Origin of the sequence: Pseudomonas sp. FSL R10-1339, from assembly GCF_009600545.1 — a bacterium.
GTDB classification, from domain to species: Bacteria; Pseudomonadota; Gammaproteobacteria; order Pseudomonadales; family Pseudomonadaceae; genus Aquipseudomonas; species Aquipseudomonas bubulae.
In genome coordinates this window covers 55,878-61,877 of the sequence record NZ_WIVQ01000019.1, presented here as the reverse complement: position 1 = coordinate 61,877, position 6,000 = coordinate 55,878, and the positions used below count along the sequence as shown (strand labels likewise).

Genomic DNA, 6,000 nt, shown 5'->3' with positions numbered 1-6,000 from the left:
ATCAGCTGTCACCGGTAGAGTTTGAAAAGCGTTACGCAGCGAGCCTGGAGAGTGTCTAGGAAACCCGGGGCGATTCATGATTTATAAAGATGCGAATTTTTCTAGGAATTGCCTGTCAAACACATTGCGTCATCATGTGATCGATACGCCCTCAGTAGCCAGCTTGACTAAGCTTTATTTACAAGGTGCATTCATTTGACTATTCATCAGTACCCACAAGGACGTAAAGTCGACGCTGAGATCGATTTTTTTGACTTGATCCATTCTTTTTGGCGACAAAAAAAACTGATTGGCGGCACCGTAGTCATTGCCGGATTGATGGCACTTGGCTATGTGTCGTTTGCGCAACAGGTCTATCAAACCAGCAGCCTGCTGCGCCCTGCAGCTATCAATGAGCTTGATGCCCTTAACCGCTCCCAGGTTTATACCCTGCCTGCTGCTGATGCCTTGCTTAAAGTTGGCCTGGCACTTGAGTCTTATGAAAACCGGTTGAGTTTTTTTCGCGACCACCAGGACTTGTTCAAACCTTTGGTACAACCTGGCAGAAGTCTGGAGCAAAGCTTCGAAGTGTTTAACCGGGATGCATTCAATCTGGTTCAGCCTGCGCCCAATAAGGCCAGTTCAGATAATCCTTATCTCAAGCTGGAGCTAACATACCCGGCCTCCCTTGATGGGGTTGCGATTCTCAATGGTTTTGTTGACTACGCGATCACCAAGCAGCGCGAGCAAATCAGTGCCGACCTCAAGGTTATTATTGGTAACCGGCTCAGAGAGCTGGACGCCCAGATAAATGCCGCACGCTCAAGCTATACATCTGATAAAGAAGAAAAAATTGCCACATTCCTTGAAACTGACAGCCTGCAAAAGGCGCAGTTGGAGGATGAGCTGAAGGCCTTGCGCCTGCAGCTGAAAATCGAGCGGGAAGCGCGCATACAGCAGCTTGACGAAGCTATCGCCATTGCCAAATCCCTGGGTATTACCCGTCCGACCACACCGTCGGCGATGGCTGATGCGGCGCAGGGCTCATCGGCCAGGCTGGTGCGCACCGAAATCACTTCGCAAAGTATCCCCTTGTACTTTATGGGGTCCCAGGCCTTGGAGGCCGAGCGTGCAGCCTTGCTCAAGCGAACCACGGACGATTTTACCGATAACCGTATCTCGCAGATCCGCAAAAAGATTCAATTGCTTGAGGTCAATCGCCAGGTCGAAATGCTTGGTAAACGCTCAAATGAGGATGTATTCCTCAATGACATCGAGCCCTTGCGTGCCGAAGCCGTGCGCCTTGGCCGCCTGAATACGGATATGAGCCAGCTTGGGTTGGTCAGTATTGATCGCAAGGCACAGATGCCGACTGATCCGATCAAGCCGAAAAAGGCCCTGATAGTCGCTCTGGCACTGGTTCTGGGCCTGTTGGCGGGGCTGACGATTGCGACCGTGCGCTTCCTGCTCCAGCGGCGCAAGCAAGGCATCAGGCCAGAACAGCCACCGATTTGATCTGCGCCCATAGTAATTGCCCGGGGTGCAGGCCCAATTGGTCCCGGGAGTAACGGGTTATCCGGGCGAGCAGGGGAGTGCCGTCGGCATCCAGGCGTATCAGCACATGAGCCTGGTTGTCGGCGGCCGTTTCGCTGACCACCCTTGCATGCAAGCTATTAAGGATGCTGCTGTGCTCCGACGGGGCCAGGGTCAGGCTGATATCCCGGGCTTGCACTTTGACGCGCAACGGCTGGCCGATGGCCATTGAGGCATGGGCAACCCTCAGCTGCTGGGCGCTGCCGGGCAGGTGCAGAGTCAACAGCTGGTAGTTTAGGTTGTAATCGCTGACCCGGCCCTCAATCACCACTGCGGCATCATTCCCGCGCGCCAGTGGCAGGTCGAGCCTGGCAAGGGTTTCACTGACAGGGCCGCTGGCCAGTACCTTACCCTCGCTGAGCAACACAATATGATCGGCCAGGCGCGCAACTTCGTCCAGAGAATGACTGACGTAGAGCACGGGGATATCCAGTTCGGCGTGCAGGCGCTCAAGGTAGGGCAGTATTTCGCCTTTGCGCTGGTTGTCCAGTGCGGCCAGGGGCTCGTCCATCAACAGCAGTTGCGGGCTGGTGAGCAAGGCCCGGGCGATACCGACCCGCTGGCGTTCGCCGCCGGACAAGTTGTGCGGCGCCCGTGTCAACAGGTGGGTGATGCCCAGTAGTTCGGTGGCATGGGCAAGATCCACTCGACGTTCCTGATGGGCAATGCGCTTGAGGCCGAATTCAAGATTGGCCCGCACCGACAGGTGGGGGAACAGGCTCGCTTCTTGAAAGATATAGCCCAGCGCCCGCTGGTGCACCGGTACGAAGTGATTGCGCTGGCTGTCTTGCCAGATGTGATCATTGACCTGTACATAGGCCTGGCTGGCCCGTTCGAGACCGGCGATACAGCGCAGACAGGTGGTCTTGCCCGAGCCGGAGTGACCGTAGAGGGCGGTGACCCCCTTGCCCGGCAGTTGCAGGTCCAGGTCGAGAGCAAAACCGGGGTAGCGGTGCTGCAACCGAAGGTTGATCTGCGACGTCATCTTCAGCTCCAGCTGGTTTGGGATTTGCGGCTTGAATACAACGCCAGCAGCACCAGAAAGGAAAACACCACCATTGCTCCCGCCAACCAGTGTGCCTGAGCATATTCCAGCGCTTCGACATGGTCGTAGATCTGCACCGACACCACACGGGTTTTTTCCGGGATATTGCCGCCGATCATCAGTACCACGCCAAACTCACCGACCGTATGGGCAAACCCTAAAATAGAGGCCGTTATAAAGCCGGGTCGGGCCAGAGGTACAATGACGCTGAAGAAGGTATCCCACGGGTTGGCCCGCAGAGTCGCGGCGACTTCAAGCGGTCTGGGGCCAATGGCCGTAAATGCATTCTGCAAAGGCTGCACGACAAAGGGCATGGAGTAGATCACCGAACCGATCACCAGCCCGGCGAAACTGAAAGTCAGTGTGCCCAGACCCAGGTACTGGGTGAGCTGGCCAACATAACCATTGGGCCCCATCGCCAGCAGCAGATAGAAACCTATGACAGTGGGCGGTAAAACCAGTGGCAGGGCCACAATCGCCCCGATGGGGCCGCGCAACCGCGAGCGGGTGTGCGCTAACCACAGGGCGATGGGAGTGCCGACCAGCAACAAAATGAGGGTGGTCAGCGACGCCAGTTGCAGAGTCAGCCAGATGGCTGCGAAGTCAGCACTCGTGAGCGGCATTTACAGGTGGTAACCATAGGATTTGATAATGGCGGTGGCCTTAGGACCTTTAAGGTAGTCGGCAAGGGCCTTGGCAGCAGGGTTGTTTTCGCCTTTTTTGAGGATAACGGCATCTTGCCGGATCGGGTCGTGCATCGCCTCGGGCACAATCCAGGCCGAGCCGTCGCTGACTTTGCCGTTTTTGTAGATCTGCGACAGGGCGACAAAGCCCAGCTCGGCATTGCCCGTGGAAACGAACTGGTAGGCCTGGGTAATGTTCTGGCCTTCAACGATCTTGTTCTTGACCTTGTCAGTCAGGTCCAGTTTGGCCAGCACTTGCGTTGCTGCCAGGCCGTAGGGCGCGGCTTTGGGGTTGGCGATCGACAGATGCGTGTACTGATTGGCCAGCAGCGCTTTGTCGGTGCCGTCGATATAACCCTCTTTGGCTGACCACAGCGCCAGGGTGCCAATGGCGTAGGTGAAGCGTGAACCGGGAACGGTATCGCCTTCTTTTTCAAGTCTCTCGGGGGTGGTGTCATCTGCGGCCAGAAACACTTCGAATGGTGCACCGTTCTTGATCTGGGTATAGAACTGGCCTGTTGCGCCATAGGCCGCTATCAACTTGTGCCCGGTGTCTTTTTCAAAGTCGCTGGCAATGGCCTGGATTGGCGCCGTGAAGTTGGCTGCCACGGCAACCTGCACTTCATCGGCCTGGACCGAAGTGAATGCGGTACATCCGATCAGAACAGCCAGCGCGGCAGGGATAAAGGGGCGGGCACGAACATTCATGGCAAAACTCCGTTTTTATTAGGCCGTGTCAGGCGTTGGCAAGATATCCGCTATATAGAAATATTTACAGCGCTTTGTCAGCGTGCGTGCGAGGAAAGGGGGAAGTGAAGCAGGTAACTGCGGTTCAGCCTGCCTGACGCAGGGTGATATTGATCCGCTGTTCGCCCAACAGTGAGTGATGCCCGGGCTTGATGGGCATTACTCCGTGATACCGCAGGCGGTCAACGCCGCCCCAGACCATGATGTCGCCGTGAAACAATGCTATTCGTTGAGTCGGGTCACTTCGTTCGAAACCGCCAAACTGAAAAATCGCCGGCAGCCCCAGAGAAATGGAAACAATCGGTGCGGTATGGCAGCGCTCGTTTTTATCCTGATGCAGCGACATTTTTGCGCCTGGCGCATAGGCATTGATCAAGCAGGAATCAGGGACAAAACCGCTAAAGCCTGCGCTGCTGGCCGCCGCTGCAGCCAGCGCCAGGAAGACGCCGGGCATGGCTGGCCAGGGTCGGGCACTTAGCGGATCGAGCGGACTGTAATGGTAACCATCGCGGTCAGTGGTCCAGCCCAGAGCACCGCAACTGCTCAGTCGGGCGGACATGGTGTAGCCACCGGGCGTCTGCATCTGGCGCAAGGGTGCCTGCAGCAGAACGCTATCAAGGGCTGCCAGCAGCTCCTTGGCCTTGGGCAAGGCAAACCCGCGAAGCGCAAACGCCTGGTCGCTGATACGCTCGACACGGGCGGGCTGCTGCAGGTCCTGCTCGGCAAACAAGTCCACGGCTTAAAGTGCCTTGCTTGCCTTGATGTCGGTAATTACTTCGTCAGCATCGCCATGGATCTTTTCAAGTGCTGCGCGAGCTTCTTGTTCCGATCCCGACTGGAGCTGGGCAAACTCGAAACGACGCTCGCCGTTGAGCTTGTACTTGATCACGTACTTGGTGGTTTGCACGGTAATTCCTGCTTTGGGTTTAGCGAAGTTTGGAGCTTGAGCGACGCACGATTTTAATGGTCGGCTTGAAGCTTGGCTTGCGGGTTACGCTGATGGCACGGCTGGTCACGGTATCGATGGTGATGTTCCAGAAACCGGTGCTCGGCGCGGTGATGCGGGCCGGGAAGTCCTTGAAGGCGCCGCCATGGTAGGAGTGGCGGCCACCATTTTTAAAACTGCGGAAGTGCGCATCGCTCATCAGGCGGATGTTGCAAGGCTGGGAGCACTCAATGACGACGATGTCGTCTTCGTTGAGGTGCTCGCGCTGGTGAATAAATTTCATGGTGTCTCCAAAAACGTGAATCTGCTGAATAATCAGCACGATAGCATGTGCTTCAGCCCTATCAGGGGGGCTAAAGCCGAGTATTATGCCGTGATGCGGGTGAGTTTGACGTAAAACGTGGATAATCCGCCACTATTGAGTATTTATTCACTATGGCCCGGGAGAAATTCCGCATATCCATTGTCGTAGTGTCTTTAACGGAGAATGTCTATGAAGTGGGGCGTATTAGCGGCGTTGCTGGCCTTGGGTGGCTGTGCATCCGTTACCGATATTGAGCAGACGCTGCCCACCATGAGTGTGATTTCGGGCAAGAAGCCCGACGCCTATGCTCAATGTGTGGTGCAACAACTGTCCAGCACACGCAGGGCACCTCAGATTGAACCGCATAAAGACGGTTTTCGGATTATCGTCCCGCAAAAGCTGACCTCCAATCCAACGGCGGTCATTGATATTGAAGAGCGCTCCGGCGGCAGCAGTATCAAGGTGTACGAAAGCATGTCCAATGTACCGGTGCGCCCGGGCGATATTCGCAAAGCCGCCACTCACTGTATTTCTGGTGACTGACGCCTTATCTCAGTCAACCGGCGGCAAGACCCCAACCTGACGTTTGCCTTGCGAACGTCAGGTTTTTTTTGTCCTGCTTTACCATTGGATCCGAAGCAGTGTTGTGACCAGGTAAGAATTCTCCTAGGATCTGTAGGCTTATATTTTATAGGCCTAAGCA

General features: G+C 55.8%; 8 protein-coding genes. 2 read left to right on the top strand and 6 right to left on the bottom strand.

Annotated features, from left to right (window positions below; translation table 11 throughout):
* Positions 1-195 precede the first annotated feature (195 nt).
* Entirely contained in the window at positions 196-1,494 is a 1,299-nt protein-coding gene (locus GHO03_RS08795; protein ID WP_095000177.1) for a Wzz/FepE/Etk N-terminal domain-containing protein, read from the top strand.
* Here the strand turns inward: GHO03_RS08795 and modC are convergent.
* The 6 genes from modC to GHO03_RS08770 form a co-directional block, all read right to left on the bottom strand.
* On the bottom strand, positions 1,469-2,557 hold the full coding sequence (gene modC, locus GHO03_RS08790; protein WP_095000178.1) for a molybdenum ABC transporter ATP-binding protein: 1,089 nt from the start codon (positions 2,555-2,557) through the stop codon (positions 1,469-1,471). The genes GHO03_RS08795 and modC overlap by 26 nt on opposite strands.
* 2 nt (positions 2,558-2,559) lie before the next feature.
* Positions 2,560-3,240: a molybdate ABC transporter permease subunit gene (gene modB, locus GHO03_RS08785; RefSeq protein WP_130871419.1), complete on the bottom strand. Its 681-nt coding sequence runs from the start codon at positions 3,238-3,240 to the stop codon at positions 2,560-2,562.
* Positions 3,241-4,008 (bottom strand): molybdate ABC transporter substrate-binding protein, encoded by a 768-nt coding sequence (modA, locus tag GHO03_RS08780; protein ID WP_095019906.1) that lies wholly within the window; start codon positions 4,006-4,008, stop codon positions 3,241-3,243.
* A gap of 124 nt (positions 4,009-4,132) precedes the next feature.
* Positions 4,133-4,783, bottom strand: a complete 651-nt coding sequence (alkB, locus tag GHO03_RS08775) for a DNA oxidative demethylase AlkB (RefSeq protein WP_095018547.1) — start codon at positions 4,781-4,783, stop codon at positions 4,133-4,135.
* Between the two features lie 3 nt (positions 4,784-4,786).
* Complete coding sequence (locus tag GHO03_RS25105) at positions 4,787-4,954, bottom strand: hypothetical protein (RefSeq protein WP_095000182.1); 168 nt, start codon at positions 4,952-4,954, stop codon at positions 4,787-4,789.
* 19 nt (positions 4,955-4,973) lie between these two features.
* Entirely contained in the window at positions 4,974-5,276 is a 303-nt protein-coding gene (locus tag GHO03_RS08770; protein WP_048379727.1) for a DUF1883 domain-containing protein, read from the bottom strand.
* 210 nt (positions 5,277-5,486) lie between these two features.
* Between GHO03_RS08770 and GHO03_RS08765 the strand changes: the two genes are divergently transcribed.
* A complete protein-coding gene (locus GHO03_RS08765; protein WP_095000183.1) occupies positions 5,487-5,840 on the top strand; it encodes a hypothetical protein in 354 nt (117 codons plus the stop codon).
* Positions 5,841-6,000 lie beyond the last annotated feature (160 nt).

Bases quoted from the DNA above. Each gene is read 5' to 3' on its own strand.
- GHO03_RS08765 (WP_095000183.1), top strand. From the start codon at position 5,487: ATGAAGTGGGGCGTATTAGCGGCGTTGCTGGCCTTGGGTGGCTGTGCA.
- GHO03_RS08770 (WP_048379727.1), bottom strand. From the start codon at position 5,276: ATGAAATTTATTCACCAGCGCGAGCACCTCAACGAAGACGACATCGTC.
- modC (WP_095000178.1), bottom strand. From the start codon at position 2,557: ATGACGTCGCAGATCAACCTTCGGTTGCAGCACCGCTACCCCGGTTTT.
- modA (WP_095019906.1), bottom strand. From the start codon at position 4,008: ATGAATGTTCGTGCCCGCCCCTTTATCCCTGCCGCGCTGGCTGTTCTG.
- modB (WP_130871419.1), bottom strand. From the start codon at position 3,240: ATGCCGCTCACGAGTGCTGACTTCGCAGCCATCTGGCTGACTCTGCAA.